Source organism: Bacillus sp. FSL K6-2819, assembly GCF_038008305.1.
GTDB classification, from domain to species: domain Bacteria; phylum Bacillota; class Bacilli; order Bacillales; family Bacillaceae; genus Bacillus; species Bacillus amyloliquefaciens.
The window spans coordinates 2,950,001-2,976,798 of sequence record NZ_JBBOYV010000001.1 but is presented as its reverse complement, the minus strand read 5'-3'; the positions used below and the strand labels follow the sequence as shown (position 1 = coordinate 2,976,798).

Genomic DNA, 26,798 nt, shown 5'->3' with positions numbered 1-26,798 from the left:
GATGGAAGGCGTCTTTTTTTATGGAGGCAGGCAGAGAATTAAATAAAAAGACTCACCTTAAAAGAGAGTATATAGAACTATTTTTCATTTATGACTAAATTTTCAATGTAATAAAAAGGGAGTCCGCCGATATAAACAGTAAATAATTGAAAGAGGTTTACAAAATTGAGAAAAACAGCAAAAAACATCGCAAAAAAATCAATAGCCAGAAAACTCATCTTGTCATTTTTACTGATCTTACTCATTCCGGTAGCAGTATTGGCTGCCAGTGCCTACCGTTCGGCGGCTTCATCCGTTGAAAATCAAATGATGGAAAGCGCTGAGGGGAATGTGCAAATCTTAAACAATATGATTGATGACCGGATCGGAACGTTTACAAAAAGCTCAGCATATTTCAGCGAATGGGCGACAAGCGCAAAATTTAAAGAAAAAAACCAAACGGAAATGAAAGAAAGATTCAAGCAGTTTATTGAAAGCAATGATAAAGCGGCAGCCATATTTTCAAGCAGCAAGGAAGGCGCGTTTACACGTTATCCGCATGCCGATATGCCGGCCGATTTCAATCCGCTTGAAAGAAGCTGGTATCAAGAAGCCATGGAGAATAAAGGCCAGACCATCATCACGGACCCTTATCAGTCCATCTCAAACAAAAAGATGGTCGTCACCATGGCCCGTGCCGCGCAAGACGGATCAGGCGTCGTCGCCATTGATATTAAAATCGACGATCTCATCACGATGACAAAAGAAGTCAATATCGGAAAAGAAGGATACGCCTTTATCCTCAGCAAAAATAAAAAAGCTGTTGCCTACAGTAATGAAAAAGCCGGCGCGGCGGTATCGGGAAAATGGGTTGATACATTATACAGCGGGGAAAAAGGCGATTTTGAATATACGCTGAACGGAAAAGCGAAAAAAATGGCTTACGTCACCAATAAAGCGACAGGCTGGAAGATCAGCGGAACCATGTCCGTTGATGAAATTAAGGATGCGGCCAGACCTGTTTTGACCATAGCCGTCATCATATTGGCGATAGCGGTTGCCGCAGGAATGATTTTCATTTATTTTGTCATCCGCTCTATTACAAAACCGCTGAAACGCCTCGTAGCTTCAGCGGAAAGAATCAGCAGCGGAGATCTGACGGAAACCATTGATGTCAGTTCCAAAGATGAGCTTGGTGTGCTCAGTAAAAGTTTTAATCATATGACAGATTCACTCCGGTCCCTTATTCAGGGAATTCAGGACTCTGTTGAACATGTCGCTTCTTCCTCAGAAGAGCTGACGGCTTCGGCTGAGCAGACGAGCAAAGCGACGGAACATATCACCCTTGCGATTGAACAGTTTTCTAATGGAACGGAAGACCAAAGTGACAGCATTGATAAAGCGACATCCCAAGTGAATGACATGAAAGACGGACTCAGCGATCTGGCGGAAGCAGCAGCCGTTGTGACGGAAACTTCAATTGAATCGGCGGAGATATCAGTCGCCGGAGAGCGGCTTGTCAAGAAAACAGCCGGGCAGATGGGCACCATTGATCACTCCGTCAGTAAAGCGGAACAAGTCGTAAAAGGGCTTGAGCTCAAGTCGCAAGACATCACCAGCATTTTGCGCGTCATTAATGGCATTGCCGATCAAACGAATCTTCTCGCCTTAAATGCGGCCATAGAAGCGGCAAGAGCGGGAGAATACGGACACGGTTTCTCAGTCGTCGCAGAGGAAGTGAGAAAGCTTGCCGTCCAATCAGCCGATTCAGCGAAAGAAATCGAATCCTTAATCCATGAAATTGTTAAAGAAATTCATACATCGCTCGGAATGCTGGAATCCGTCAATCACGAGGTGAAAAGCGGCCTGCAGCTAACGGACGAAACGGAAAAAAGCTTCCGGGACATCTCCGCCAAAACCAATCAGATTGCCGGTGAACTGCAAAATATGAATGCAACTGTGGAACAGCTTTCTGCCGGGTCTCAGGAAGTCTCAAACGCTTCAGAGGATATCGCGGCCGTCTCCAGACAAAGCGCGGCAAGCATACAGGACATTGCGGCTTCAGCTGAAGAGCAGCTTGCGTCTATGGAGGAGATCAGTTCATCCGCCGTCACGCTCGAAAAAATGGCTGAAGAATTGCGCGGGCTGACAAAACGTTTTAAGATAAACTCTTAATTAAGTCTAAAAGACTACTTTTAGATAGGTAAAAAGTATGCTTCGTTATATTTCTTCTTTTAGGATATGTATATTTACCTATAATTGCCGATATGAAGGGTAAACATGCAAGAGGAGATATAGCAGATGAAAAAAATTGTGCAAATTATCAAGCAGAGATCGCTTACAAGAAAACTGCTCATTTCTTTTTTAGCCATTCTTATTCTTCCTATTTCAACGCTGGCTTTTATCGCTTATCAATCGGCGGTAAGCACGCTTGACAGGCAGATGATGGGAAGCGCATTAGATAATGTGCAGCAGATTAATGATATGATCAATACAAGCATCAGCCAGAAGGAAGACGGCGCGGCATATTTCAGCGATTGGCTCACCAAGGATCGGTACAAGCCGAAAAACCAATCGCAAATTACGGATAAATTCAGTGAGTATATAAAAATCAATAAAGACGTGGAATCCATCTATACGAGTGACACGGAAGGCCATTTCACCCGGTATCCCGACCTGCAGATGCCTAAAGGATATAATCCGATTGAAAGAGATTGGTATAAAAAAGCCGTGGAAAACAAAGGGAAAGTTGTTGTAACAGATCCTTACCGCACGGCTTCCACCAATACGATGGTCGTGACGATCGTGCAGCAGACGAAAGACGGCTCGGGAGTCATCGCCATCAATATGAAAATCGAAGAGCTTCTGAAAACGACAAAAAAAGTGAACATCGGAAAATCAGGCTATGCTTTTATCCTGACGAAAGACAAAAAAGTGGTCGCCCACCCGAACCGCACATCAGGAACAGTATTAAACGGGGATTGGGCTGAACAGCTGTACAGCAGTAAAAAAGGTGATTTTCAATACACCTACGACGGTCAGGAAAAGAAAATGGCTTATGATACGAACGGGCTGACAGGCTGGAAAATCAGCGGAACGATGTATCTGGACGAAATTCATGAAGCGGCGCTGCCGATCCTTCATCTGTCCCTGCTCGTTCTCGTATTAGCGATTGTCATCGGAACCATCGTCATGGTGCTGATTATCCGTTCCATCACAAAACCGCTCAAACAGCTTGTAACATCGTCGAAACAGATCAGTGATGGGGATTTAACTGAAACGATCGAGATTCAATCAAAGGACGAATTAGGCGAGCTTGGAAAAAGTTTCAACAATATGGCCGCCTCGCTCAGGTCTCTGATCCATACCATTCAGGATTCCGTGAATAACGTCGCGTCTTCATCAGAGGAGCTGACGGCTTCAGCAGAGCAGACTAGCAAGGCAACCGAACATATCACACTGGCAATCGAACAATTTTCTAACGGAAATGAAAGCCAAAGTGAAAAAATTGAAAGCGCGGCGGAACATATTTATCAAATGAACAGCGGGCTTAAAGATATGGCGAAAGCATCTGCCGTCATTACCGAATCCTCCGTCACATCAGCGGAAGTCGCCAATTCAGGCGGGAAGCTCGTCCACCAGACGGTCGGCCAAATGAACGTCATTGACCGGTCAGTGAAAGAAGCTGAACAAGTAGTGCGCGGCCTTGAAACAAAATCAAAAGACATTACAAACATTCTCCGTGTCATTAACGGAATTGCTGATCAGACAAACCTTCTTGCGCTGAACGCGGCAATTGAAGCGGCCCGTGCGGGAGAATACGGCCGAGGCTTCTCAGTCGTAGCCGAAGAGGTCAGAAAACTTGCGGTGCAGTCTGCAGATTCAGCGAAAGAAATCGAAAGCTTGATTGTAGAGATCGTTAATGAAATCAATACATCTCTCGGCATGTTCCAATCCGTCAACAAAGAGGTGGAGAGCGGACTTGATATTACGAATCAGACCGAAACGAGCTTCAAACGGATTTCTGAAATGACGAACCAGATCGCCGGAGAAATTCAAAACATGAACGCGACGGTAGAACAGCTGACAGCCGGATCGCAGCAGATTTCAGGAGCCTCCGAGCAAATCGCGTCCATCGCAAAAGAAAGCTCCGCCAGCATTCAGGATATCGCCGCATCGGCCGAAGAACAGCTGGCTTCAATGGAAGAAATCAGTTCGTCTTCGGAAACGTTATCCCAAATGGCGGAAGAATTACGTGATATGACGAAACAATTTAAAATAGAATAATAGTAGAAAGACACCCAAATGTGCTGTTTGGGTGTTTTTTTTAGTTTTTTTAATAAATCTTTTGTCCTAGCTGACGATAATAGATTTAGCTTTCAAAGAAGGAGACTGAAAAAAATGAAACAACTGATACATTGGATCAAACAGCCATCCATCAGCAAGCCGCTTATCGCGGCATTTTTAGCCGTATTGGTGCTTCCGGTCGGCATACTCGCCTACTTCAGCTACCAAACGGCGGGGAGTTCATTAGAAAGCGAACTGACCCACAGCGCTCAAGGAAATGTCAACGAACTCAACAGCGTGCTGGAAAACATGCTCGACGGCAAGCTGAAAGCAATTGACTATTACAGTGAATCAATCACAAAGGAAAAAATGAAAACGAAAAATAAATCCGAACTGCTTGAAAACATGAAGCAGTATGTCACCGTAAATGACGATGTTGCATCAGTGTATGCCGCGTCTCGCGACAAAGCGTTCGTGAAATATCCGTCCGTTGACATGCCGTCCGATTACAATCCGCTCACACGAGAATGGTATACAAAAGCGGTTGAAAAAAACGGACAGCCGGTATTTACCGAGCCCTATAAAGACGCTGCAACCGGACAAACGGTCGTTACGATTGCTCAGCAGACAAAAGACGGATCAGGCGTAGTGGCGCTTGATATAAATCTGGGAGACCTGCTGAACGCTTCCGAACGCGTCCAGATCGGTCATAAAGGATTTGCTTTTATTACAACGGGAGATAAAAAATACATCGCCCATCCGACTATAAAAGCGGGAACAGAAGGCTCAGGGGAGTGGACAAAAGAAGTATTTTCAAAAACAAGCGGAACGTTTGAATACATCTTTGAAGGACAGCAAAAGAAAATGGCCTTCACGACAAACAAACTGACGGGCTGGAAAATCGCCGGCACATTTTTTGTCAGTGAGATACATGATGCAGCCCTGCCTGTTATGAGAATGGCGCTGATCATTCTTGCGGTGTCTCTTATCGTCGGCGGGATTTTAATCTTTTTTATCATTCGCGCGATTTCAAAACCGCTCAAAAAACTTGTCTCGACATCAGCTAAAATCAGTGACGGCGATTTAACGGAAGTCATTAACATCAGTTCGAAAAATGAATTCGGACAGCTCAGCCAAAGCTTCAATGAGATGTCAGCATCACTCCGGTCTGTCATCGGTGTCATCCAATCATCCGTCGAACATGTCGCTTCTTCATCCGAAGAGCTGACGGCATCTGCCGGACAGACAAGCAAGGCGACAGAGCATATCACACTGGCGATTGAACAATTCTCAAACGGAAACGAATCACAAAGCGAAAAATTGGAAGAAAGTGCAGACCATCTTTCCCAAATGAATGCAGGCATTGCCGAGACGGCGAATGTATCGGCGGAAATCACTGAATCCGCCATCCAAACCTCTGATACGGCCGGAAGCGGAGAAGAATTAGTAGCGAAAACGGTCGGCCAGATGAAAACAATTGATCGTTCCGTACAGCAGGCGGAAGCAGTCGTAAAAGGGCTGGAAACAAAATCGCACGACATTAAGAGCATTTTGAACGTCATTAACGGCATTGCCGATCAGACAAACCTGCTTGCCTTAAACGCGGCCATCGAAGCGGCCAGAGCCGGCGAATACGGCCGGGGCTTCTCCGTCGTTGCGGAAGAAGTGAGAAAGCTTGCCGTGCAATCAGCCGACTCCGCCAAGGAAATCGAAACGCTGATTCAGGAAATCGTCAAAGAAATCGCCACATCGCTTTCTGTATTCCAAGCGGTGAATCAAGATGTGAAGGAAGGACTCGATATTACGGATCAAACGGCCGAAAGCTTCAAAAAAATCTCGGAAATGACGACTCAGATTTCAGGCGCTTTGCAGCACATGAACGGAACGCTTGAGCAGCTCGCGGCCGGGTCACAAAACGTGACAAACGCGGTTGAGGATATTACCGCAGTCGCCAAAGAAGGATCTGCCGGCATTCAAGACATCGCCGCGTCAGCCGAAGAGCAGCTTGCCTCCATGGAAGAAATCAGTTCATCAGCCGAAACACTTGCCCATATGGCGGAAGAATTGCAGCAGGTTACGCGGAAATTTACGATTCAGTCTGAAGACGAAGAGCAGCTGTAACGAGCTGTTTCTTTTCCTTCGCTGAAAAAAGCGATACACTTACATAAAAGAAGGGAGTGGCAGTGATGAGATTAGAAGGCAAGAAAGTCATAGCGCTTGTCAGTGACGACTTTGAAGACTTAGAGCTTTGGTACCCGGTCTACCGGCTGCGGGAGGAGGGCGCGATCGTTCATTTAATAGGAGAAGAAGCCGGCCGTTCATACAAAGGAAAATACGGCGTGCCCGCGACAGCGGATTACGATTTTAAGAGCCTGATTATCCAGGAGTATGATGCTGTGCTCGTGCCTGGCGGCTGGGCTCCTGACAAACTGAGAAGATATCCGGAAGTTTTGGACATCATCCGTACGATGAATGAGCAGAAAAAGCCGATCGGCCAGATCTGCCACGCGGGCTGGGTGCTCATATCGGCCGGAATTCTCGCAGGGAAAAAAGTAACGAGTACGCCCGGCATCAAAGATGACATGACAAACGCGGGGGCACAGTGGCTGGATGAAGCTGTCGTAACTGACGGCCACATTGTATCAAGCCGCCGTCCGCCTGACCTTCCGCATTATGCAAAAGCGTTCGCTGATCTCTTAGCATCCAAATAAAAAACCTCCGCCCGAAGCCGGGCGGAGGTTTTTAGTTTTGATCGGCAGGGAAGACAATTCCGATTTGTTTTCTTGCTTCTTCCATAATGCTTGCCGTAATGAAAGAACGCTCAAAGGTATTTTCGGAAGACTCCTGCTGTCCGTTTCGAAGAAGATTGATGAATTCTGCCGTTTCGTAATACATCGGCGGTTTCGAATCAGGGACGGAAATGTCCTCCGTGCGTCCGTCACGATAGCGGATTTCCGCCCGTTCCGGCCCGTGAATGCTGTCCAGTACGATTGTGCCGTCTTCACCCTGTATTTCCGCCGGGGCAAACGAATTTGAGATTTTTGAATGCATCAGCACCGCTTCAAATCCGTCATATGACAGAATAACCGTGCCTTCGCCGTCAACGCCGGATGATAATTTGTGACCGGTCGCAATGACGTCTTTCGGTTTGCCGAACAGGACGACGGCCGGATAAATACAGTACACGCCGATGTCCATTAACGATCCGTTCGATAGTTCAGGTTTAAACGCGTTAAGCACCGTTCCGTTTTTATATGCATCATATCGTGATGAATATTGGCAGTAGCTTGCCGTGAATCTTCTGATGGGCCCGATTTTATGTAAGTGGTTTTGAAGCATGCTGAAGTTCGGCAGGAACGTCGTTTTCATGGCTTCCATCAAAAGAACGCCGTTCGCTTTAGCTGCGTGAATCATGTCTTCCGTTTCCCTTGCGTTAGACGCAAACGGTTTTTCGCACAGCACATGCTTGCCGTGTTCCATAAAAAGGATCGCCTGTTCTTTATGAAATGCATTCGGGCTGGCGAGATACACCGCGTCATAAGCTTCGCTTTCTGCCATTTCTTTTAGGCTGGTGAAATAATGAGCAGCGCCGTGTTTGCCGGCAAACTCCGCCGCACGTTCCTCAGTTCTGGAATAAACCGCCGTTAATTGAAAATCATCAATAGCAGAAGCCGCCTCCAGAAATCGTTCTGTAATCCAATTCGTTCCGACTGTTGCAAATCGAATCATTGCTATCGCTCCTTCTATGTATTGGCTTACATTATAGCTGTTTTTCACAGAAACATAAATGAAAAAAGACTGCCCGGCAAAGATATAGGAAAAATTCCCATAGAGGCCGGTTATTATTTTTCATTACAGGAACGATAGTGTACAATTTAGGTAAAATACATATGATGGAGGAACAATAGTGGAAACATTGCAAACATGGGGCGGCAGATTTAAACAGTTTTTCTTGGACAATAAATTTGTCTTGTTTTTGCTTGTATTGCTGCTCATCGGTCTCAATATCCTTGTCTTTACGAAGACATCATTTATTTTCACACCCATTATCGTCCTGCTCAAAACAATTGCGCTCCCCGTCATTTTGACAGGAATTGTTTATTATCTGCTCAATCCGATCGTAGATATATTGGAAAAATTAAGAGTGAAAAGAGTGTATTCCATCCTGCTCCTTTACCTCATTATAATAGGTCTGATTTCGATTACGATCGTTTCAATTATTCCGTTTTTAAAGGAACAGATTATGAGCCTGATCGACAACCTGCCGAAATATGTGGATATTGTTGAAGATCAGACGAAAAGCCTGATCGGAAGCGATTTTGTAAATCAGGCGCAAAAGACGATGAATATCAACATTTCCGATCTTGCAAATAAAGTATCGGCGCAGGCGGCGACAATTGCAAACAGCACATTTACCGGGGTCGGGAATTTTATCGGCGCGCTGACGGAAGTGATCATTTCAATTGTGACTGTTCCGTTTATTCTGTTCTATTTGCTGAAAGACGGCAAAAAACTGCCGTTTTATATATTAAAGTTTGTGCCTACCCGTCTGAAAGAACAAACGTATACGATGCTGAGCGAAATGAACCACAGATTAAGCTCTTATATCAGAGGGCAGATCATCGTCAGCTTCTGCATCGGATTTTTATTATTTATCGGCTATCTGATTATCGGACTTGATTATGCATCCCTGCTTGCGGTCATTGCCGCTTGTACGAGCGTTGTTCCGTATTTAGGGCCGACCATTGCCATCACGCCGGCGATTATTATCGCTTTGGTCACGTCGCCCCTTATGCTGCTGAAGCTTGCGATTGTCTGGACCGTTGTCCAGCTCGTGGAAGGAAAATTAATCTCTCCGCAGATCATGGGGAAAAATCTTCACATTCACCCGATTACCATCATCTTTGTTCTTTTAACCGCCGGAAAGCTGTTCGGGGTTGTCGGCATTATTTTAGCCATCCCGGGGTATGCGGTCATCAAAGTGGTCACAACCCATCTGTTTGATTGGTTCAAAATGCGCTCGCATTTATATGAAGAAGAAAAAAATGATGCTGTATCGAAGTCATAAAATCGGAACGGACATGATATTTATTATAAGACAGGCTTTCCTTTAAAGGAGAGCTTCTCTTTTGTAAATGACGAATGAAGGGAAGAATAGGATGACACTATGGGAGATGTTCACAGCAGCCGTTTTGGGAATCGTGGAAGGGCTGACGGAATACGCGCCGGTTTCTTCCACGGGACATATGATCATAGCGGATGACATCTGGCTGAAATCCGGAAGCCTGATGAATCCGGAAGCCGCCAATTCCTTCAAAGTGGTGATCCAGCTCGGTTCGATCTTAGCGGTGGCTATTGTATTTAAGGATCGGATATTAAATTTACTCGGCCTCAAAAAAAACGTGACGCGCGATCAGCAGAAGGGATACAGGCTGACCATCGCGCAAATTGCTGTCGGTCTTGTTCCGGCGGCGGTTCTCGGCTTTTTATTTGAGGATTTCATTGACCGCTACTTATTTTCCGTCAGAACGGTCGCTTACGGATTAATTGCCGGAGCCGTGCTTATGCTGATTGCAGACTGGATCAATAAAAGGAAAGAAACGATCGATACAGTAGACAGAATTACCTACAAACAGGCTTTCTGTGTCGGGTTATTCCAATGTCTCGCCTTGTGGCCCGGCTTTTCCCGCTCAGGCTCAACGATTGCCGGAGGTGTCATTCTCGGCTTGAATCACCGGGCAGCCGCAGACTTCACATTTATTATGGCTATTCCGATTATGGCGGGCGCAAGCCTTCTGAAGCTGGTGAAATACTGGAGCAGTCTTTCTCCTGACATGATTCCGTTTTTTCTTGTCGGTTTTATCTGCGCCTTTGTCGTTGCTCTCTTAGTCGTCAAATTCTTTCTTCGGCTTATTAATCGGATTAAGCTTGTCCCGTTCGCCATTTACCGTGTTATCCTCGGCATTATTTTAATCATGTTGGTCCGATAACCGAAGAGGCCCCTCGAGGGTCTTTTTTTATGTTTGAAAAACATCTCATAAAAATGTAGGCAAACTGAATTTCCGGCTTGAAATTTAAAGAAAACTCGTCTATAATAAAACATGACGTTACCGCACGGGGCCATAGCTCAGCTGGGAGAGCGCTACGCTGGCAGCGTAGAGGTCAGGGGTTCGAGCCCCCTTGGCTCCATACCTTTAAACCCTTATTTTATAAGGGTTTTTTTATTTGTCTGGAACACAGCAGAGCCAATAACCCAAAAAAGTAGTTGGGGACAATTTGGGGACGAAAATTTATATCGACAAAAAAGATTATGACCATAAACTCAAAGCAAGAGTCGAAACCCCCCATGCTATTATGCCAAACATTACAGAGAACCTAAGACAAGCCTCAAATTTTGTAAGCCCTCGCTCTCTTTTTGCTTTACCTAATTTCCAATAAACAGCATAGCCGGAAAACACCAAAATGATTACTCCAAGTCGTGTCATATTCTCTAAAAATTCTATACCATCCATTGATTTTCACCTCGTTTATTTATGAGAAAAAAATAAAGTAGACTTGTAGAGAGTCTACTTATAAACGCCTAACCAAAGTACACATTTTCTTAGAGCTCAAAACATTTGAGTGATAAAGTAAGACTCATTTTAAAATGTCACATCCTTATCCCCTCCCTATTTATATTCCCCATACATTAGTTTTATTATCGCAAACAGAATGGTTATTTCAAACAGTTATGTAATAATAGGTAACCTATAACTTGTCTAATGGTATAAGAAACGAGTTTTTCTTTATCCAACAAAACTATGATCATATTCACGGTAAACCGAAACAAATTGCGGTTTTTTTTCGTTTAAACATAATTTGGAAATGTTAGAATATTATATAAAAGGAGGAGTGGCCTTGTGAGTCCTGTTTTACCATCATCGGAGGTTGGCGTTAAGATTAATGAATGGTACAAAATGATACGTCAGTTCAGTGTTCCGGATGCGGAGATTTTGAAAGCGGAAGTGGAACAAGAGATAAACGAGATGGAAGAAGACGAGTATTTACTAATATATTATTCTCTCATGAAATTCCGCCATCAACTCATGCTTGATTATTTAGAGCCGGTAACTGTCAGAGTCCGACCGACAATCGACGAGTTGCTGGAAAAAATCGAAGCATCAAATAAAGGCATTTCCGGCCTGCTGTGCTATTATTCTTTATTTTTTCGCGGCATGTATGAATTTGATCAGAAGCAGTATGTAAAGGCGATCGGCTTTTATAGAGAGGCTGAAAAACAACTCATTCATGTGCATGATGAAATTGAGAGAGCGGAGTTTCATTTTAAACTGGCTGAAGCATATTACGGTATGAAACAAAGCCACGTCTCCATGCATCACGTAAAGCAAGCGCTCGATATTTACGATCAGTATGAGTTGTATAAAGTCCGGAAAATTCAATGTCTGTTCGTCATATCTGGGAATTATGTTGACTTTAAACGTTATGAAAAAAGTTTGCCGCATTTAGAAAAAGCTTTAGAGTTGTCGAAACAAGTAAACAATAATGAAAGGCTGCTCAGTTCTGCTTATTACAACATAGGAAAGAATTACGGAGACTTAGAAGAATACAGTAAAGCTGAAATCTACTTAAAAAAAGCAGCGGAGATTTCTGAAAAGTATAAATTGGGCAACCTTCCGCATTCCTTGTTTACATACGCAAAGCTTCTATTTAAACAAGGGAAAACAAGCGAGGCGATTCAAATCAGCAAAAAAGGACTTTCATCAGCTATATATCAAGGGGATAAGCTGTTTGAATCTCTGCAAAAATATTTGGAGGCTTTATACATTAACGCAATAGACCAAATGGGAATCAAAAAAACAATTGATTACCTTGAGAAAAATAAAAACTATTCGTATGTAGAAGATATTGCTCTTGATACGGCTGCTGTTTATGCAGAGTCAAAGCAATATGACAAATCATATATTTATCATCAAAAAATGATTCAAACGCAAAAACAAATTCAGAGGGGAGAATGCCTGTATGAATTTTAGAAAAGGCGTATTTATCATTGTGTCGGCTGTTGTTTTAATGTCAGGGGTCGGTCTAACGGCATCGGCTGTTTCATTTGATGGATCATATCAAGTTTCATCTGATCGTAATCAAACCTAAGAAGGAGAGTGCCTGTATGAATTTTAAAAAGAGCGTCTTCGTCGTCCTGGGTCTGTCATTGACTTTAGTATGTGGGTTGGGTATGAACTCAGTAGAAAAACAAGCACAAGATACGATCCAAGTAGCTTCTGATCGCCTTCAAACATGAATATATTAGGCCTTTTCTTCGGAAAAGGCTTTTTTTCATTTGAAAACAGATCAAGCAAGATAACGTCTTCGATTTTTCCGCTTTTCAAATAATCGCCTTAGGGCATGGGAGAGTTCGTTAGATTGACCATCCGGCACGCGCGCGCTGCTTTGCGCAAGCAGGGGGTGTGCTTCGAAAAAACTGTCATGATTATATCCTTTCATAATGAATTCAGACTAAATGTTACCACGGAGGAAAGTGTAATCCGGTATAATAGTGTGAGGTTGGAAGGAAAAAAGAATTATTTAGTCTGTGTCTTTATTCTTTTTTTGCGGGTTTTAAGGAAGGGGGGAGAATGAAAAGCAACAGAAGCTGATTTAAGGTCTTCAACCCTCTGCAGCAGCCTCTATATACTTCTCCATTACGAAATAAAGGAATCAGAGAAAAATGAAAAAGAAAATCCATCTTATATTATCTCTTTCAGCAGTGCTGGCGCTTTTTTTTCTAACGGCGCTTCCGGTTCTTTCTCCTGTCGTCTTCACGTCTGCTTCAGAAAAAGGAGCAATCAGGCATGAAATTTATAAAAAAGGATATCCGTATCAAAGTTACTTTGCGATTCTTCATAAAGAAGAAGACGACAATGAGGCGGGGAATCTTTATTATGTAAATTGGTTCGATTGGAAAGATGAAACCGGGCAGACGCCGCAATTATGTTATTCGAAAAAATTACCCGAAGGTATGTACAAAGTAAGCTGCGGAACCGGACCGTAATGATCAAAAGCCCTTCTCTAATGAGAAGGGCTTTTTTGTCAAAGAGGGATGCGCCCCCCTTAATATCTCCAATATAACGGCTGAGGATAATATCGATACGGATCGTTCGGATAATGCGTATTTGGCTGATAAGGCTTATTCATATCGTAAATATCCGTGTTTTCAGATTGCCCGCAGTATTGATCCGGACCTATCACAGTTGATTTGCGGATCGGTGAAACGGCTTTTTCCCATTCATGCTCATTCAGACAGTACGTATGCGCCATAATCTCAGGCGGCGTCAGACGGAGAATATCCGAGCCGTAAATCACTTCAGGCGTATGGGCGTCAAATCTGGCTAAAAGATGGGTTTTGTCTGAAGTGGCGATCTCATAATGCCACCACCCCTGCGGAACATTCGCCACTTGTCCGGGGGTAATCGGGTAATTTTGTATTTTCTGGGTGAACGATTCAGCATCGACACCGTTGCGGAACCCGAAATACAGTACACCAATTCAGCGGCGTTTTGATGGGTATGCGGTTCAATCACATTTGTCTTGCTCAGAAAGATATCTAATAATGAAATATTTTCAAGCGTGTTTAACTGTTTAATCCCCAATACATTGATAAAGTTCCGATGATCTTTAGTAAAAAAACGGCTCTCATTCACATCGTAAGTGAACTGTGTATTAGGAGACGTGTAATCCATATAAGAAACCATGCGATCCCCTGCTTTCATCTTAAAACGTATATTTCCAAGTATATGTATCCCTGTTTCAGCGGGTGAAGAAAAGGAACCAGAACCCATAAATTCCAAATTGAACACAATATTGTGACGGCTTTTTTAAAGATTCATTTTAGATATATCTTTTTTTCGAAATATCTCTTACTATAAAGATATATTAAAAATACATCTTTAGAAGGGTTGAGGATTAACATGCTGGATGAGAGAACGATAGACATCATCAAAAGCACAGTACCCGTATTAAAAACACATGGAGAAAACATCACCGGACGCTTTTATAACCTGATGTTTCAAGATCATCCCGAACTGTTAAATATGTTTAACCAAACTAACCAAAAGAAACAGACTCAGCGCGCGGCATTGGCAAATGCAGTCATTGCGGCTGCGGCGAATATTGATCAATTAGAGCAAATCATTCCGGCGGTCAGACAGATCGGCCATAAACATACAAGCATCGGGGTAAAGCCGGAACATTATCCGATTGTCGGAAAATATCTGCTTCTGGCGATTAAGGATGTGCTGCAGGATGCCGCAACTCCTGATATTATGCAGGCGTGGGAAAAAGCGTACGGCGTAATTGCGGAGGCTTTCATCGGCATTGAAAAGGATATGTACCATGAGGCCGGATGGCAGGGATATAAAGAATTTACGGTTATAAAGAAAACGAAAGAAAGCAAAGACATTACATCATTTTATATTAAACCGAGTGACGGTTCTTCGCTTCCTGAATATGAAGCGGGACAATATATCAGCATTAAAGTGCGCATTGCGGATTCTTCTTATACGCACATTCGCCAATACAGCCTGTCTGATGCTTCCCAAAAAGGCGAATATCGGATTTCTGTGAAAAAGGACGGAGCGGTTTCTTCTCATCTCCACAATGAAGTTCAAGAAGGAGATAAACTTGAAGTGAGCGCACCCGCCGGAGATTTCAAGCTGTCTTCCGCCAAAAAACCGGCTGTCCTTCTCAGTGCCGGTTCCGGAATCACGCCGATGATGAGCATGCTGAAAACAGCCGCCGAAAAACAGCCGGAGCGTTCCATTACTTTTATTCATGCGGCGAAAAACGGAGAGTACGCCGCGTTCCGTGAAGAGGCTGAGCAAGCTGCGGCGAACAATCCGAATAGTAACGTCATGTATGTATACAGTGAGCCGTCAGAACAAGACCGCTCAGTAGACAAGCCTTTTTACAGCGGCCGGATTGATCAAAGCTTCTTAGAACAGCTTCACCTGAATCAAGATACTGAATTTTACTTATGCGGCTCAGCCTCGTTTATGACGCAGATGAAAGACATGATTCTTGCGCTCGGGTTTGACTCTGATTCCGTTCAATATGAATTGTTCGGCCCTCAGCTGAGCATGGCTTAATAAAAAGACTCCTCTTTGGGGGTCTTTTTTATTTGCACAATGTGTTCTTTCTCCGTCTTTTTCCCTATTTTATTGAAATTTTCATCAATGAACAGTAAAATTATAAATCTAGTGATTCCGGAATTAAAGGAAGGTTGATATGAAAAAGAAAGCTAAGACCAAAAGGGTGCTGGGGTGCCTTTTTGCTGTATCTCTTATATTCGGATTATTTTTGATATCTATGGTGTTTTCGAAATTCATAGTGACGGAAGAAAAACCGCCAGAAGAAGTGGACGGGCAGCAGGTCTTTATTGACAGCCTTTCCGGGCATGCTCAGATTTTATATGAGAAATATCATGTCCTTCCGAGCATCACCCTCGCACAGGCCATTCTCGAATCGGATTGGGGGAACAGTGAGCTTGCGGGGAAAGCGCGCAATCTGTTCGGTGTAAAAGGTGATTATAAAGGAAAACACGTCACGATGAAAACGGATGAATTTGAAAAGGGAAAACGGAAAACGATTCGGGCAAAATTCCGTAAATACAACACGTTCTTTGAATCCATGGATGACCACGCCAAACTATTTGTTAACGGAACGTCTTGGAATAAAAAGAAGTATAAACCCGTCATAGAAGCGGACGATTATAAAACTGCGGCGGCTGCCCTTCAAAAATCCGGCTACGCCACAGATCCCGACTATGCGGAAAAACTTAAAGATGTCATAGAAACATATAAGTTGAATGAATTTGACAAAATCAATGCCTCTCTTAAAGCAGTTGATATGAAAGGCGCCATCAAAGACCACGCCATTGAAGACGTATGGTCCAAGCCGTCGAAAGAGCAGCATTCTATTAAACTGGCATCGGCGCAAAAGTTTACCGGCCAGCATATTAAAGTCGTATCCGAAAAGCAAAACGGAGAATCCGTCTGGTATCAATTTCAGGTGAAAGACGAGCTGATCGGCTGGGTTGACCAAACGGCCGTCCAGTTAAATGAAGAAACATAAAAAGCCGGCGGCCGCCGGCTTTTTTACATTCCTTCAGTTTCAAATCTTTTAATATCACGTTTATGTCCCATCAGCACAAGGCAGTCACATTCGCGGATGACAGTCTCCGGAGAAGGGGTCAGCTGAATGTCTCCATTATGTTTCACGGCAAGAATGGTGCAGCCGAACCTGGCCCGGACGCCGAGCTCCAGAATGGATTTTAAATGCAGCTTTTTCGTGGCTGAAAGCTCCACGATGCTGTATTCATCTGACAAATCAATATAATTTAAGACGTTTTTATCCGAAAGGCTTAGCGCAATCTTCACACCCATATCCTTTTCCGGATGGATAATACGATCAGCGCCGATTTTTTCAAGTACTTTGTGATGATAATAATTTTGCGCTTTCACCCAAATATTAGGGATGTTCAGTTCCTTCAATAACAGCGTCGTCAGCGTGCTTGCCTGAATGTTGGCGCCGATTGCCACGATGACATATTCAAAATTTCTGATTCCGAGCGAATGAAGCTCGCTTTCTTCTGTCGCATTCGCCCGCACGGCATGCGTGGCATAAGAGGAGTATGCGTTGACCCGCTCTTCGCTGATATCGATGGCCAGCACCTCATGCCCCATTTTAAAAAGCTCTTTGCAGATGCTTCCGCCGAAACGGCCGAGCCCGATGACGGCAAATTGTTTATTTTTGATTCTTCCCAATCCTCATAACTCCTTAAGAAACTGTTTTCGTCACTCCAAATACAACAAACAAGAATGTACTCCTGTTTCAAAGGTTTGTCAATGTGAGAGCCGGAAGAAAGAAAACAGCACAAAAAAAAGACCGGCTGACAAGCGATGGGCTTGTGCCGGTCCGTTTCCGCAATTATTTGCAGTTGCAAGGCTGTGTCGGCGGTGTGCTGCGTTTTTGAACAACAATTGTGTCCTCAGCATAGAATTTAGAGCCGATGCTTAATGATTTATTTTCTGCGCGGAACTTATATGTACCTGCAGCAGGCAGCGTTTTATTATTAAGAGAAAGCTTAAATTCCGCCGCGCCGATTAAATCAATGTTTAACGGAAGTCTGACTGTTTTGCCGTTATTCAGAATCTGTCTTTCACGCAAAGCGTGTCCGTTTACTGTATCTTTTGTTGTAGCCGTAAATCCGCTTGGAAGGGTAAATTCCATAACGCCTAAGCTCAGAATCGTGTTCGGGCGGTACGTCAATTCGATATCAGAAAATGACCATTCCTGCTGGCTGGCACCTGTATATTTTGCAAATAATGTAGCAGTCGCCTTTGTGGACATTTCCGGCTCGTGAACGGTTGAACTTGACTCAGCGGCGAATGACGCTGTCGGCAGAGAAAGAAGTAAAACCAAGCCGAATAAACTTGCCATGACAGTTGAGAAAAACTTGTGTTTCATTTTCATAAATCCCCCTAAAAAAAATTTGTTGATTGTTCTTAAAAAAGAACGATCATACCTATAAAAATTTACCATCAATTTTAATGGAAGTAAATGGGGTTATCTTCCTATGTTTTCCCGAAAATAATCAAATCACGTCGAAAAATGACGAAGAAAAAACGCCTGGTTACGATTCAGGCGTTTTTTCTTCCGTCTCTATCGGAATAAATTTAAAAATCTCTCCGCTCTGCACCGATTCGGCAAGCCGCTTCAGCCAATGATAATAGGCCTTTGAGCTTTCAAGCTGATCGTATAACCGGCGTGCTTCTTCCTGTAATTCCGTGCTGCCTTCCTCTGCCAGCAAAACAGCCTGCAAATCCGCCTGGGCCTGTACGATGGCGGACAGATTTACCTGAACTTCCCGATCCCATTTTGGCGGGAAGAAATTCGTGAAAAACGTAAAGAAATCCTTTTCCGCTACAAACGTATGCTTCCGTGTGCCGCGGTGAAAGGTTTTTTTGACCACATTTAAATCCTGCAGTTTTTTGACGCCGGTGCTCATACTCGGTTTGCTCATCTGCAGTTCCTCACGCATTTCGTCAAGCGTCATTTCATCTCTCATATACATCGTTCCGTATAAAATCCCGACACTCCGGGTGATTCCGTAAAGATCCATCGTCTCGGCAATGGAATCAATGACAAGATCCCTTGCTTGTTCTATAGCTGCGAATTCTGGATTTTCATCCATACTGTCCCTCTTTTCCTCTTGAAGATTAAATTTGTTAAGTCATTTCTTTATGTTTTTAATCTTAACGAATCATGACAAAATGTCAAAACCTAAACGGACAAGCCCGGTTTTGACAGGTCAAAAAACATGTGTTAAATTAACATTGTTAAAAACATTAAATTTTTATTTAACAAACTTACTTTTCGGTAAGGAGGACTCTCATGAGCAAAACGCTTTATATCGGCGGTGAATGGATCAGTGCAGAAAAAAAGCAGACCCGCCGTATCATCAATCCATTTAATCAAGAAGAAATTGCAACGGTATGTGAAGGAGACCGGGACGATGCGGTGAAAGCCATCGCCGCAGCCAGAAAAGCATTTGATGAAGGGGAGTGGCCGGTGCTTTCCGGGCTGGAACGCGGCCAGTTTGTTCTGAAAATTGCGGAATTAATCAGACGTGATCTGAACGAATTAGCTGAGCTGGAATCGCTTGATACAGGAAAAACAATCGAAGAAAGCAAAGCTGATATGGATGATATCGCAAATGTATTTCAGTATTATGCCGGTTTGGCGGATAAAGACGGGGGCGAGGTCATCTCATCTCCGATTCCTGATTCCGTAAGTAAAATCGTCAGAGAGCCCATCGGCGTGTGCGGACAAATTACGCCGTGGAACTATCCGCTCCTTCAGGCGAGCTGGAAAATCGCTCCTGCTCTTGCGGCCGGTAATACGATCGTTTTAAAGCCGAGCGAGATTACTCCGCTGACAACCATTAAAGTCTTTCAATTAATAGAAGAAGCCGGTATTCCAAAGGGAGCCGCCAATCTTGTGCTTGGACCGGGCGCCTCTGTCGGTGACGAGCTGGCGAGAAACCTAGACGTCGATTTGGTGTCCTTTACGGGCGGAATTGAAACAGGCAAAAAAATTATGCAGGCGGCAAGCGGCAACGTGAAAAAGATTGCTCTGGAGCTTGGCGGCAAGAATCCGAATATCGTGTTCCAAGACGCTGATCTTGAAACAGCTGCAGATCAAGCGCTGAACGCCGTGTTTTTCCATGCCGGCCAAGTTTGTTCGGCAGGCTCCCGGCTTTTAGTGGATGAAGCGATTCATGATGAATTTTTAGCCGAGCTGATCAAGCGTACGAAACGCATCAAATTAGGAAACGGTTTTCATGAAGATACGGAAAGCGGTCCGCTGATTTCCGCCGAGCATCGGGCCAAAGTTGAAAAATACGTAGAAATCGGAATCGAAGAAGGGGCAAAGCTGGAAACAGGCGGCAAACGTCCTGATGATCCCGCCCTTCAGAACGGTTTCTTCTATGAACCTACTATTTTTTCAAACTGCAAGTCTGATATGCGGATTGTCCAAGAGGAGATCTTCGGTCCCGTTTTAACAGTCGAGTCATTTTCTTCTGAAGAAGAGGTGATCAGACTGGCCAACGATACCATTTACGGGCTGGCCGGGGCGGTATGGTCAAAGGATATTGAAAAATGCGAACGAGTAGCTCAAAAACTGCGGATGGGAACGGTATGGATCAATGATTTCCACCCGTATTTCGCGCAAGCGCCGTGGGGCGGGTACAAACAATCGGGCTTCGGCCGCGAACTCGGCAAAATCGGCCTGGAAGAATACACGGAAGTCAAACATATTTACCGCAACACAAAACCTGCAGCGGTTAACTGGTTTAAAGCATAATAAGGAGGAGATACAATATGACATTAAATATGAAAGTAGAAAGCATGCATAAATTCCATACATTTGAAATCCCGACAGTTATTAAACACGGAATCGGCGCGATTCAGCACGCGGGAAAAGAAGTCAGAGCGCTTGGCGTCACAAAAGCGCTGCTCGTAACAGACCCCGGAATTTATAACGCGGGGGTGGCAAACCCGGTCATTGAATCCTTGCAGGAAGCGGGCATTGAAGTCGTCCTGTTTAACAAAGTGGAGCCGAATCCGCCTGTACGACTTGTGAACGAAGGATCTGAACTGTATAAAAAAGAAAACTGCAACGGTCTTGTGGCTGTCGGCGGCGGAAGCTCGATGGATACGGCGAAAGCGATCGGAGTAGAAGCGACACACGAAGGAAGCGTGCTTGATTATGAAGCCGCGGAAGGCAAAAAACCGCTGGAAAACCGTATTCCTCCGCTGACAACGATTCCGACGACTGCCGGAACAGGTTCAGAGGTTACGCAATGGGCGGTCATTACAGACGAGGAAAGAGAATTTAAATTCAATACGGGCGGACCGCTAATCGCCGCGCATTTAACGGTCATTGACCCTGAGCTTCACACATCTATGCCTCCGCATGTGACGGCCATGACAGGTATTGATGCCCTCGCGCATGCCATCGAGTGCTATACGATGAAATTCGCGCAGCCGATCACTGATGCCGTGGCTTTAATGGCCATTGAATATGCGGCGCATTATATTAAGCGCGCGTTTGCGGACGGAGAAGATTTGGAGGCGAGATACGGCATGGCGCAGGCGGCGATGCTTGCCGGACTTTCATACGGCAGTGAATCAGCAGGCGCGGCGCATGCAATGAGCCAGACGCTCGGCGGCATCATCCCTGTCGCTCACGGACAATGTGTCGCTGCTATGATGGGACCGGTAATGGAATACAACTGGAAAGGATATCCGGATAAATTCGCCCGCATCGCCCAAGCATTCGGAATCGATACAAGCAAAATGACAACCGAAGAAGCGGCCAAAGCGTCTGTTAATTGGATGTATGACCTCGTAAAAGATTTAGAGGTTCCGAGCTTAGAAGAACAAGGCGTATCTCCGGACATGATTGAGCGTTTATCAAAAGAAGCGATGAAAGATCCGCAAACATTCGGAAACCCAAGAGATTTGAATGAGAAAGCATACAACTGGATTTACAAACGCTGCTTTGACTTAACACCGAAAACAGTATAATAAATGAATCCCGCTCCTTTACAGAGCGGGGTTTTTTAAGGATAATGTCAAGAAAAAGGCGGTGATGGCTGTGTGGAAGCGCATAACAGCAAAGACGGAAGGCGTATATATAGCGGATACGGAACAATTTGTTACCAAAAAGATGGACAAGCTTCGGGCGGAATACGGCGGGTTTCCCGGTGACCTGCATTTCGGACTGACGAAAAAAGCCGGCGCGCGTGAGCCCATGTATCAAAGAGGAACGGAAATTTTTAACCGGAGACAAATTTCAATCGTGTCCATGGAGGAATGTGATGACATTGCGGAGGCCATGGGGATTTCTCATATCTTTCCCGAATGGCTTGGCGCGAATATCGCAATCAGCGGTTTTTCTGCACTAACGTCGCTTAAAGAAGGAAACAGAATCATATTTCCAAGCGGTGCGTCTCTGTTGTGCGAGGGAGAAAATGACCCGTGCATTCAGCCCGGAGAAGTCATTCAATCCTTTTATCCGGATCAGCCAAAACTCGCTGCGGCGTTTGTAAGGCACGCGATAGGCAGAAGAGGGATTGTCTGTATTGTTGAACGGCCGGGGGACATATGCACGGGTGATCCGGTCGACATTCATTCTTATGAACCGAAACGCGTCAAGAAAAAAATCGAGAAGGTCTGACTCAGACCTTCTCGATTTTTTGTTTGATTTCTTCTATTTGATTGATGTGACGCATTTCATGATGACCGATAAAATCAATCCACTGGCGGATCGTCAGTTCTTGAAAAACGGGATGCGGAAGCACACGTTTAAAGTCTTCCTCGTTTAATGATGAAATAACGGCGGTCAGCTGCTGTCTTGCCGTATCTAATTCTTGTTTTGCTTCAATGACTGATATTCGGTTTTGCTCAGGTTCGAGGTGTGACGGAGCCGGCCGTTTATTTGTTCTGTCCTCGATAAACTCCATCGGTTTTTCTTCAATTTCTTTTAACGGTGCGTCTTTTGCATGCTTCGATAAAAGAGTCTGTGCTGTTTCGTCAATTTTCTTTAAATGGTCAAGGACTTCCCGGATGCTCCACTCATCAGCTGCGGGCTTTTGGTTGAATTCCTCATCAGAGAGTCCTTTCAGTTCTTCCCAGGTCTGCTGTCTGGCTTCATTAAAAATACTCATCCTATCTCCTCCTCTGGAGTAAACATATCATATCGGCCTTGGATAATCATGTAATCAGCCTCTATTGTTAGAAAATTGAAACCATTCTCCTTTCCGCCCGTATATAAAGTAACACTCCGACATCCGGGCCGAAAGGAGGATAGTATATGGACATATTTCATCTGCCGCTTGAAACGATCTATCTTTACACACTGATTATTGCGGGGAGCCTCACGCTTTTGATTCTGTTTTTTCAAGATGTTTTTCACGGCCTCTCGGAAGCCATTCCAGTTACATTTTTAAATCCAACATTGATATTGTCGTTTTTGACAATCTTTTCAGCCTCAGGTTACATCGGCGAAATCGCCGCTCCGCTTTCAAGTCCTGTCATTGCATTACTTTCATTTGCTCTTTCAGTTCTTTTGGTCAGCCTGCTTCACTTCTTCGTCCTTGTGCCGCTTTCATCAGCGGAAGAATCGCTCGTTTATCGGGAGACGGATTTAAAGGGCAGAGTCGGCAGGGTCATTACTTCCGTTCCGAAAGGCGGCTATGGAGAAGTGATAATAGAAGGAATCGGGGGCGCCATTTCTAAATCTGCGGTCAGCTTTGATCAAGAACAGATCAAGTACGGAACGGCCGTATTAGTCATTGACGTGAAAGACGGAGTGCTTTTTGTGACGCCGCATGAACCAATCTGATTTCTAAGGAGGAACTAATATGACTATGCCGATTATCATCGTCATCGGAATCGTATTCTTTTTACTTATCGCACTTATTGCTGTATTTATCACGAAGTACCGGACGGCGGGGCCGGACGAAGCCCTCATCGTGACCGGGAGTTATTTGGGAAGTAAGAATGTCCACATTGATGAAGGCGGAAATCGCCTGAAAATCGTCCGGGGCGGAGGAACGTTCGTGCTGCCGGTATTCCAGCAGGCAGAACCTCTCAGCTTACTGTCAAGCAAACTAGATGTCTCTACACCCGAGGTTTATACAGAACAAGGTGTGCCGGTAATGGCAGACGGCACCGCCATTATAAAAATCGGCGGCTCCATCGGTGAAATCGCAACAGCCGCTGAACAATTTTTAGGAAAATCTAAAGAAGACCGTGAACAGGAGGCGCGGGAGGTGCTTGAAGGCCATCTGCGTTCAATCCTCGGCTCTATGACTGTTGAAGAGATTTATAAAAACAGGGAAAAGTTTTCTCAGGAAGTCCAGCGGGTCGCGTCTCAGGATCTTGCTAAAATGGGGCTGATCATCGTTTCCTTTACGATTAAAGATGTCCGCGATAAAAACGGCTATCTTGAATCATTAGGTAAGCCGAGAATTGCCCAAGTCAAGCGGGATGCGGACATTGCCACGGCAGAAGCGGATAAAGAGACGAGAATCAAACGCGCGGCGGCTGATAAAGACGCAAAAAAATCAGAGCTGGAGCGGGCGACGGAAATAGCTGAAGCGGAGAAAATCAATCAGCTGAAAATGGCGGAATACAGAAGAGAGCAAGACACAGCAAAAGCCAATGCCGACCAGGCATATGACCTCGAAACTGCAAAAGCCCGCCAGCAGGTGACAGAGCAGGAAATGCAAATTAAAATTATTGAGCGGCAAAAGCAAATTGAGTTGGAAGAAAAAGAAATTCTGCGCCGTGAGCGCCAATATGACTCTGAAGTGAAGAAAAAGGCCGATGCTGACCGTTATTCGGTAGAACAAGCGGCCGCAGCCGCAAAAGCGAAGCAGCTCGCAGAAGCGGATGCCGAGCAATACAGTATCGAAGCGATGGCTAAAGCGGAAGCCGAACGCGTGAGAATTGACGGTCTTGCTAAAGCGGAGGCTGAAAAGGCGAGAGGGGAAACCGAAGCGGAAGTTATCCGCCTGAAAGGTCTCGCGGAAGCGGAAGCTAAAGAAAAAATCGCCGAAGCTTTCGAAAAATACGGAAAAGCCGCAATCCTTGATATGATTGTGAAGATGCTGCCTGAATATGCGAAGCAAGTCTCAGCTCCTCTTTCCAACATTGATAAAATTACCGTCGTTGATACAGGAGGAAGCGGTGAAAACGGCGGAGCAAATAAAGTCACAGGTTACGCAACCAATTTGATGGCCGGTCTTCAGGAAAGCCTGAAAGCATCTTCCGGAATCGATGTAAAAGAGCTTATTGAGAATTTTTCAGGCAAAGGAAACATTAAACAAAGCATAAATGAACTTACTAAAGAACTCAGAGATTCAAAAGAAGAACACAGTCCTGAATAAAAAAACAGCAGGCGTACACCCGCCTGCTGTTTCAGTTCGCCCGCTTGGATTCAAGAAGCCGCGGAGCCGTCATGAATAATAAAATAAGGACAATGGCCGAAAGGATAAAAGAAGGAATCATATAAGTCGCGTTGTAGACGAGCGAATAAATCCAGACCGGCGTGCCTTTCGGAGCATAGCTTCCGAAAAAGACCGCTCCGGAAACCGTATGTGCCGCATATCGCAGCACACTGCCGATAAAAACGCCGCCTATAACATACGCAGTTAAGGCGCCTCTTTTTTTAGCTAATGCCGATTCGCGGACACCGGAAGCAAACAAGCCGCTGAAACCGAGAACCGCAAACGCCGCGATATAATCGAGAAATAGCTGCACCGGGTGCTGTAAAAATAAATTGCCAATGGCGATTTGGACAATCCCTGTTAAAAGGCCTGTCGTAAGTCCGGCTTTCACTCCCCAGCGGAATGAAATCAAAAAAATCGGAATCATCATAATAGAGACTGAACCGCCTTGAGGCATCCGAAGAAACATACCTGACACAATGTCCAGAATGACGGCGGCTCCAGTCATAATCGCTATTTCAATTAAGCGCACAAGCTGTGCTGAATGATTCATAGTTTTCCCCCTGGTCAGACAACCGTTCAAGGATAAACAAAAAAGCAGCGCGGGGAAGGATGGGAAAAGGTCCGCGCGCTGCTTACAAAACTGCAATTCATTTGGCTTTGCCACATCCCTACGCCAGCGTTAACTAACAGGTTCAAAGGGTCAGAACAAAACGTTCACTCTCAGCTTTAATGCTCCCCTTGTGGTCATCAAGTATTTAGTTCAATCTTACTATACTAGAAAATATGCCAAACCACAAGGCGGCTTATCTTTCTATAGAAGAGAAACAGAAATAAGTATGAAAGAAAATAAATGGTGACTTTTTTTAAAAAAACTATTGTCATATTTTCAAAAGGGTGTTATATTATTAAACGTCGCTGATGAACAGCAGACAAAAACAAAAAGCTTCGAAAACAACTTGAAAAAAGTTGTTGACATAAAAGAAGCTGAGTGGTAAGATAATAAAGCTGCTTCAACAAGCGGTAATGATCTTTGAAAACTAAACAAGACAAAACGTACCTGTTAATTCAAAGTTTTAAATAAATCGCACAGCGATGTGCGTAGTCAGTCAAACTATCTATCGGAGAGTTTGATCCTGGCTCAGGACGAACGCTGGCGGCGTGCCTAATACATGCAAGTCGAGCGGACAGATGGGAGCTTGCTCCCTGATGTTAGCGGCGGACGGGTGAGTAACACGTGGGTAACCTGCCTGTAAGACTGGGATAACTCCGGGAAACCGGGGCTAATACCGGATGCTTGTTTGAACCGCATGGTTCAAACATAAAAGGTGGCTTCGGCTACCACTTACAGATGGACCCGCGGCGCATTAGCTAGTTGGTGAGGTAACGGCTCACCAAGGCGACGATGCGTAGCCGACCTGAGAGGGTGATCGGCCACACTGGGACTGAGACACGGCCCAGACTCCTACGGGAGGCAGCAGTAGGGAATCTTCCGCAATGGACGAAAGTCTGACGGAGCAACGCCGCGTGAGTGATGAAGGTTTTCGGATCGTAAAGCTCTGTTGTTAGGGAAGAACAAGTGCCGTTCAAATAGGGCGGCACCTTGACGGTACCTAACCAGAAAGCCACGGCTAACTACGTGCCAGCAGCCGCGGTAATACGTAGGTGGCAAGCGTTGTCCGGAATTATTGGGCGTAAAGGGCTCGCAGGCGGTTTCTTAAGTCTGATGTGAAAGCCCCCGGCTCAACCGGGGAGGGTCATTGGAAACTGGGGAACTTGAGTGCAGAAGAGGAGAGTGGAATTCCACGTGTAGCGGTGAAATGCGTAGAGATGTGGAGGAACACCAGTGGCGAAGGCGACTCTCTGGTCTGTAACTGACGCTGAGGAGCGAAAGCGTGGGGAGCGAACAGGATTAGATACCCTGGTAGTCCACGCCGTAAACGATGAGTGCTAAGTGTTA

Annotated in this window: 22 protein-coding genes, 1 tRNA gene, 1 rRNA gene, 1 pseudogene and 1 riboswitch (1 of these 26 cut by a window edge); of the genes and pseudogenes, 17 read left to right on the top strand and 8 right to left on the bottom strand. The window is 44.9% G+C overall.

Annotation, left to right across the window (positions count from 1 at the left end):
- Positions 1–165: 165 nt before the first annotated feature.
- The 4 genes from tlpB (MHH91_RS15550) (at position 166) to MHH91_RS15535 (ending at position 6,977) form a co-directional block, all read left to right on the top strand.
- Complete coding sequence (gene tlpB, locus MHH91_RS15550; RefSeq protein ID WP_013353349.1) at positions 166–2,154, top strand: methyl-accepting chemotaxis protein TlpB; 1,989 nt, start codon at positions 166–168, stop codon at positions 2,152–2,154.
- A gap of 126 nt (positions 2,155–2,280) precedes the next feature.
- The gene (tlpB, locus tag MHH91_RS15545) at positions 2,281–4,266 is read left to right on the top strand and encodes a methyl-accepting chemotaxis protein TlpB (RefSeq protein WP_014472185.1); all 1,986 of its coding nucleotides are present in this window, start codon (positions 2,281–2,283) and stop codon (positions 4,264–4,266) included.
- Positions 4,267–4,284: 18 nt separating this feature from the next.
- Positions 4,285–6,387, top strand: coding sequence for a methyl-accepting chemotaxis protein TlpB (tlpB, locus tag MHH91_RS15540; RefSeq protein ID WP_441293823.1), 2,103 nt, complete (start codon positions 4,285–4,287; stop codon positions 6,385–6,387).
- Positions 6,388–6,452: 65 nt separating this feature from the next.
- Complete coding sequence (locus tag MHH91_RS15535; protein WP_013353346.1) at positions 6,453–6,977, top strand: type 1 glutamine amidotransferase domain-containing protein; 525 nt, start codon at positions 6,453–6,455, stop codon at positions 6,975–6,977.
- A 31-nt stretch (positions 6,978–7,008) separates the two neighbouring features.
- Here MHH91_RS15535 and MHH91_RS15530 read toward each other — a convergent pair whose 3' ends face one another.
- Positions 7,009–7,995: a Gfo/Idh/MocA family protein gene (locus MHH91_RS15530; RefSeq protein ID WP_013353345.1), complete on the bottom strand. Its 987-nt coding sequence runs from the start codon at positions 7,993–7,995 to the stop codon at positions 7,009–7,011.
- A gap of 178 nt (positions 7,996–8,173) precedes the next feature.
- Here MHH91_RS15530 and MHH91_RS15525 point away from each other — a divergent pair, with 178 nt between their 5' ends.
- From MHH91_RS15525 to MHH91_RS15515, 3 genes are all read left to right on the top strand, one after another.
- On the top strand, positions 8,174–9,334 hold the full coding sequence (locus MHH91_RS15525; RefSeq protein WP_013353344.1) for an AI-2E family transporter: 1,161 nt from the start codon (positions 8,174–8,176) through the stop codon (positions 9,332–9,334).
- 91 nt (positions 9,335–9,425) lie between these two features.
- Complete coding sequence (locus MHH91_RS15520) at positions 9,426–10,256, top strand: undecaprenyl-diphosphate phosphatase (protein WP_038463014.1); 831 nt, start codon at positions 9,426–9,428, stop codon at positions 10,254–10,256.
- A gap of 126 nt (positions 10,257–10,382) precedes the next feature.
- A tRNA-Ala gene (locus tag MHH91_RS15515) sits at positions 10,383–10,455 on the top strand.
- A 119-nt stretch (positions 10,456–10,574) separates the two neighbouring features.
- Here the strand turns inward: MHH91_RS15515 and MHH91_RS15510 are convergent.
- A complete protein-coding gene (locus MHH91_RS15510; protein WP_014470862.1) occupies positions 10,575–10,778 on the bottom strand; it encodes a hypothetical protein in 204 nt (67 codons plus the stop codon).
- Between the two features lie 387 nt (positions 10,779–11,165).
- Here MHH91_RS15510 and MHH91_RS15505 point away from each other — a divergent pair, with 387 nt between their 5' ends.
- Entirely contained in the window at positions 11,166–12,296 is a 1,131-nt protein-coding gene (locus MHH91_RS15505; protein WP_013353308.1) for a response regulator aspartate phosphatase, read from the top strand.
- 692 nt (positions 12,297–12,988) lie between these two features.
- On the top strand, positions 12,989–13,312 hold the full coding sequence (locus tag MHH91_RS15500) for a hypothetical protein (RefSeq protein WP_013353306.1): 324 nt from the start codon (positions 12,989–12,991) through the stop codon (positions 13,310–13,312).
- Between the two features lie 59 nt (positions 13,313–13,371).
- Here the strand turns inward: MHH91_RS15500 and MHH91_RS15495 are convergent.
- Positions 13,372–14,012: pseudogene (locus tag MHH91_RS15495) on the bottom strand (cupin domain-containing protein).
- A 216-nt stretch (positions 14,013–14,228) separates the two neighbouring features.
- Between MHH91_RS15495 and hmpA the strand changes: the two are divergent.
- Positions 14,229–15,404 (top strand): NO-inducible flavohemoprotein, encoded by a 1,176-nt coding sequence (gene hmpA / locus MHH91_RS15490; RefSeq protein WP_013353304.1) that lies wholly within the window; start codon positions 14,229–14,231, stop codon positions 15,402–15,404.
- 139 nt (positions 15,405–15,543) lie between these two features.
- Positions 15,544–16,389 (top strand): glucosaminidase domain-containing protein, encoded by an 846-nt coding sequence (locus tag MHH91_RS15485; protein ID WP_013353303.1) that lies wholly within the window; start codon positions 15,544–15,546, stop codon positions 16,387–16,389.
- Between the two features lie 23 nt (positions 16,390–16,412).
- On the opposite strand, the gene MHH91_RS15480 is transcribed toward MHH91_RS15485, so the two are convergent.
- The 3 genes from MHH91_RS15480 to cudC all read right to left on the bottom strand — a co-directional run bounded on the left by MHH91_RS15480 (position 16,413) and on the right by cudC (position 18,511).
- Positions 16,413–17,081, bottom strand: coding sequence for a potassium channel family protein (locus MHH91_RS15480; RefSeq protein ID WP_014472181.1), 669 nt, complete (start codon positions 17,079–17,081; stop codon positions 16,413–16,415).
- Between the two features lie 163 nt (positions 17,082–17,244).
- A complete protein-coding gene (gene bslA, locus MHH91_RS15475) occupies positions 17,245–17,784 on the bottom strand; it encodes a biofilm surface layer hydrophobin BslA (protein WP_014470857.1) in 540 nt (179 codons plus the stop codon).
- A 166-nt stretch (positions 17,785–17,950) separates the two neighbouring features.
- Positions 17,951–18,511 carry a choline uptake/conversion transcriptional regulator CudC gene (gene cudC, locus MHH91_RS15470; RefSeq protein ID WP_013353300.1) on the bottom strand — a complete coding sequence of 187 codons (561 nt, stop codon included), beginning with the start codon at positions 18,509–18,511 and terminating at the stop codon, positions 17,951–17,953.
- A gap of 200 nt (positions 18,512–18,711) precedes the next feature.
- On the opposite strand from cudC, the gene betB reads away from it, so the two are divergent.
- The 3 genes from betB (at position 18,712) to MHH91_RS15455 (ending at position 22,062) form a co-directional block, all read left to right on the top strand.
- Positions 18,712–20,184 carry a betaine-aldehyde dehydrogenase gene (gene betB, locus MHH91_RS15465; RefSeq protein ID WP_013353299.1) on the top strand — a complete coding sequence of 491 codons (1,473 nt, stop codon included), beginning with the start codon at positions 18,712–18,714 and terminating at the stop codon, positions 20,182–20,184.
- 17 nt (positions 20,185–20,201) lie between these two features.
- Positions 20,202–21,410, top strand: a complete 1,209-nt coding sequence (gene gbsB, locus MHH91_RS15460; RefSeq protein WP_013353298.1) for a choline dehydrogenase — start codon at positions 20,202–20,204, stop codon at positions 21,408–21,410.
- A gap of 70 nt (positions 21,411–21,480) precedes the next feature.
- Positions 21,481–22,062: an MOSC domain-containing protein gene (locus MHH91_RS15455; RefSeq protein ID WP_013353297.1), complete on the top strand. Its 582-nt coding sequence runs from the start codon at positions 21,481–21,483 to the stop codon at positions 22,060–22,062.
- 1 nt (position 22,063) lies between these two features.
- On the opposite strand, the gene MHH91_RS15450 is transcribed toward MHH91_RS15455, so the two are convergent.
- Positions 22,064–22,552, bottom strand: coding sequence for a DinB family protein (locus MHH91_RS15450; protein ID WP_013353296.1), 489 nt, complete (start codon positions 22,550–22,552; stop codon positions 22,064–22,066).
- Positions 22,553–22,698: 146 nt separating this feature from the next.
- On the opposite strand from MHH91_RS15450, the gene MHH91_RS15445 reads away from it, so the two are divergent.
- Together MHH91_RS15445 and MHH91_RS15440 are read left to right on the top strand one after the other, a co-directional pair.
- Positions 22,699–23,229 (top strand): NfeD family protein, encoded by a 531-nt coding sequence (locus MHH91_RS15445; protein WP_013353295.1) that lies wholly within the window; start codon positions 22,699–22,701, stop codon positions 23,227–23,229.
- 19 nt (positions 23,230–23,248) lie between these two features.
- Positions 23,249–24,778: a flotillin family protein gene (locus tag MHH91_RS15440; RefSeq protein WP_013353294.1), complete on the top strand. Its 1,530-nt coding sequence runs from the start codon at positions 23,249–23,251 to the stop codon at positions 24,776–24,778.
- Positions 24,779–24,809: 31 nt separating this feature from the next.
- Here the strand turns inward: MHH91_RS15440 and thiT are convergent, their stop codons facing one another.
- Positions 24,810–25,391, bottom strand: a complete 582-nt coding sequence (thiT, locus tag MHH91_RS15435; protein WP_014470856.1) for an energy-coupled thiamine transporter ThiT — start codon at positions 25,389–25,391, stop codon at positions 24,810–24,812.
- A 98-nt stretch (positions 25,392–25,489) separates the two neighbouring features.
- Positions 25,490–25,590: riboswitch (TPP riboswitch) on the bottom strand.
- Between the two features lie 366 nt (positions 25,591–25,956).
- Here thiT and MHH91_RS15430 point away from each other — a divergent pair.
- Positions 25,957–26,798, top strand: a 16S ribosomal RNA gene (locus MHH91_RS15430) (it continues 708 nt past the right edge of the window).